At 76.0% G+C, this 3,716-nt stretch carries 2 protein-coding genes; both read right to left on the reverse strand.

Features of this window, described 5'->3' with window-relative positions; genetic code table 11:
- On the reverse strand, window positions 1–2,149 hold a 2,149-nt coding region (locus VFZ20_RS22990; protein WP_329686297.1), incomplete at its 3' end, for a condensation domain-containing protein.
- 691 nt (window positions 2,150–2,840) lie between these two features.
- Window positions 2,841–3,716: phosphopantetheine-binding protein (locus VFZ20_RS22995; protein WP_329686298.1), on the reverse strand; the 876-nt coding region annotated here is incomplete at its 5' end.

The following is a 3,716-nucleotide window of genomic DNA, read 5'->3' on the forward strand; positions in this document are numbered from 1 at the left end:
CGTCGAAGTGCAGGGGCGCAAAGAGCAGGTTGCGGTCGCCGGGGCCGGAGCCGTACACCCGCGCCAGCTCCCGCACCGTGTTCCCCATCCCGTAGTGCTCCATCAGCACGCCCTTGGGCTGCCCCGTGGAGCCGGAGGTGAAGATGACGTACGCCAGGTTGCGGGGGTGCACCCCGCTGGCCGGGACGCCGTCGTCCTCCCCATCCGCTCCATCCTGCGCGTCCGCCCCATCCCCCGCCCCATCCCCCGCCCCGCCCCCCGCGCCGTCCACGGGCAGCCGCGGCACGGGACAGTCCGCCAGCCGCTCCGCCAGGGCGGGCTGGGTAAGGACGAGGACGGGGGCGGCCGTGCGCAGCAGCAGGTCGCGCCGCTCGCGGGGCAGCTCGGGGTCCAGGGGCAGGTAGGCGCCGCCGGCCAGCATCACCCCCAGCACGGCCACCACCATCTCCGGCGCGGGCTCCATGCAGATGGCCACGCGCACCTCGGGCCCCACCCCCGCGCGGCGCAGGCGGTGCGCCAGGCGGCAGGCGCGGCGAAAGAGCGCGTCGTACGTCAGCGTGACGTCCTCGTACAGGAGCGCCGGGGCGCCCGGCGTGCGCAGCACCTGGCGATGGACGAGCTCGTGCAGGCACAGGTCGCCCCGGTAGCCCGCCTCGGCGCCGTTCCACGCCCGCAGCAGGTGCTCGCGCTCGGCGGCGGCCAGCAGGGGCAGGCGGGAGACGCGGCGCCCCGGGTCGTCCACCATCCCCTGCAGCAGGGTGCGCAGGTGGTCCGCCATCCGCTCGATGGTGGGGGCGTCGAAGAGCGCCGCGCGGTACTCCAGCACGCCGGGCAGGGTGTCGCTCCCCTCGTACAGGTTCAGCGACAGGTCAAAACGGGCCTCCGGGTCGCCGTGGCCAACGGGCGTGAGCGCCAGGTCCCCCAGCCGCAGGCCGCCGTCGTCCTGGGCGTGCGCCAGGGAGAAGATGACCTGGAAGACGGGGGCGTGGGCCTGGCTGCGCACCGTGCCCAGCGCCTCCACCAGCCGCTCGAAGGGGAGCTCCTGGTGGGCGAACGCCGCCAGCGACGACTGGCGCACCCGGTCCAGCAGCGCGTCCGCGGTGGGGTCGTCCTCCATCTCCAGCCGCAGGGGAAGCATGTTGATGAAGAAGCCGATGAGCCCTTCCAGCTCCGGCCGCGAGCGCCCCGCCACGGGGGTGCCCACCACCACGTCCCCCTGCCCCGCGTAGCGGCCCAGCAGCACCTGCCACCCCGCCAGCAGGGTCATGAACAGGGTGGCGCCCCGCCGCCGGGCCAGGGCCCGCAGCCCGTGGGCCAGCCCGGCCGGCAGCACGAAGCGGTGGCGCTCGCCGCGCGCGCCGGCGGCGCCGGCCCGGGGGCGGTCGGTGGGGACCTCCAGCAGCGGGGGCGCCCCCGCCAGCCGGTCGCGCCAGTACGCCAGCTCGCGCTCCAGCACCTCGCCGCGCATCCAGCCCCGCTGCCACGCGGCGTAGTCGGCGTACTGCAGGGGCAGCGGGGGGAGCGCCGGCGGGGCGCCCCGGGCAAAGGCCGCGTACAGCGCCGAGACCTCGCGCACCATCACCCCCATGCTCCACCCGTCGCTCACCACGTGGTGCAGGGTCACGCACAGCACGTGGTCGTGCTCGTCCAACCGCAGCAGGAGGGCGCGCAGCAGCGGACCCCGCGCCAGGTCGAACGGGCGCGCGGCCTCGGCGGCGGCCAGGCGGTGCGCCAGCGTCTCGGCGTCGGGCGCCGCGCGCAGGTCCGCCACGGGGAGCGGCACGGCCCGGGGGGGGCCGATCACCTGCACGGGCTCGCCCTCGTGCTCCCCCACGGTGGTGCGCAGCGACTCGTGGCGGGCCACCAGCGCGTCCAGGCCGCGGCGCAGGGCCGCCACGTCCAGCCCGCCCCGCACCCGCAGCGCGTAGGGAACGTTGTACGCGGCGCTCTCCGGCTCCATCCGGTGCACCAGCCACAGCCCCTGCTGGGCGAACGAGAGCGGCGCCGGCACGGCGGGGTCGCGGCGGGGGATGCGGTGGGCCGCGGGGTTGGCCCGCTCGCGCAGGATGGCCAGCAGCAGCTCCTGCCGGCTGGAAAAGGAAAGCTGGTCGGCGGGGCCCGCGGCGTCGGGCGTGGACGGCTGGGTCATGCGCGGAGCTCCGGGTGCGGGGTCTGTCTCCGCCGCGGGGGCGGGACCGTGCGTCGTGGCCGCGGATTGCTCCGGGCGGTACAGGCGGGGCCGTCCGCCCGTGGCGGAGGGAGGCGGGCGGACGCGTTCGTCCCCCATCCGCCGCGGCCCCGGTGCGCTCCGGCGACGCGACAACCGTCCATCACCGAGGCCCCAAGCGAGCGATACAGGTCGCCGGGCCGGAACCGGGAAGGCGCGATCGGGGATGCGTGCCACGGCACCGGCAGCGGGGCGATGGGCGTGGAGACGGAACGGGAGAACCGGAGGATACCCATCCTTCCCGCCCGTGGGACGCATCCGCCCGCGCCGCGATCCCCCGCGCACGCCGAATCCGACGACCCGTATCTAATAATGTCGGATAATATGCATGGTAGTCGCGGGAAAGCGGATCGACAAGGATCATCGCATCCCCCCGCCCGATCATGGATCGCGACCGAACGACCGCCCTGATCCACCCGCGGCCGGAGGGAGGAGACGGGGCCGATTCTCCGGATCCGGGGAAAGAAACGGCATTCCCACACGGGGCCTGCGGCCAACGGAGTCAACGGTTCTTTCGATCCGGTACCGTTCCCCCCGTTGGCCGAAGGCCCCGTGTGAAATCCTTTCGTGGAGCCATCCCGCGCGCAGCAATCAGGGGTACCCGGATCCGGCATCAGGACTCCGCGTCCGCATCGCCCTGCTCGTCCGCGCCCGCGACGGCGGCCGGCACGGCCTCCCGCGCGGAGTCCAGCCGCGCCAGGTGCCCGGCCAGGACGGCGGGGTCCAGCGCCAGGATCAGCTGGTCCTCGGCCGCGCGGGCCAGCGCCTCCACGGTGGGCGCCTCGAACAGGACGCGGAGCGGCACCTCCACCCCCAGGGCCTCGCGCAGCCGCGAGAGCACCTGCGTGGCGAGCAGCGAGTGCCCGCCCAGGGCAAAGAAGTCGTCCAGCACGCCCACCCGGTCGCGCCGCAGCACGTCGGCCCAGATGCCCGCCACCATCTCCTCCACGGCCGTGCGCGGCGCCACGTGCGCGGCCGCGTCCTCCCACGCCGGCGCGGGAAGCGCGCGGCGGTCCACCTTGCCGTTGGGGGTGAGCGGAAGGGCGTCCACCAGCACGAAGGCGGCGGGCACCATGTAGTCGGGGATGCGCTCGCGGAGCCCCGCGCGCGCCCCGGCCGGCGACAGCGCCCCGTCCCCGCGCGGGACGACGTACGCCACCAGGCGCGTGTCGCCCGGCACGCGCTCGCGGGCCACCACCACGGCCTCGCGCACGCGGGGATCCCGGAGCAGCGCGGCCTCTACCTCGCCCGGCTCGATGCGGTAGCCGTGCACCTTGACCTGCGTGTCGGCGCGGCCCAGGAACTCCAGCGCGCCGTCGCCCCGCCAGCGGGCCCGGTCGCCCGTGCGGTACAGGCGCGCGCCGGGCGCGTCCGCGAACGGGTCGGGGACAAAGCGCTCCGCCGTGAGCCCCGGGCGCCCCAGGTAGCCGCGGGCCACGCCGGCGCCGCCCAGCAGCAGCTCGCCCGGCACCCCGGCGGGGACGGGACC

Origin of the sequence: Longimicrobium sp. (assembly GCF_036280135.1) — a bacterium.
Classification (GTDB): Bacteria; Gemmatimonadota; Gemmatimonadetes; order Longimicrobiales; family Longimicrobiaceae; genus Longimicrobium.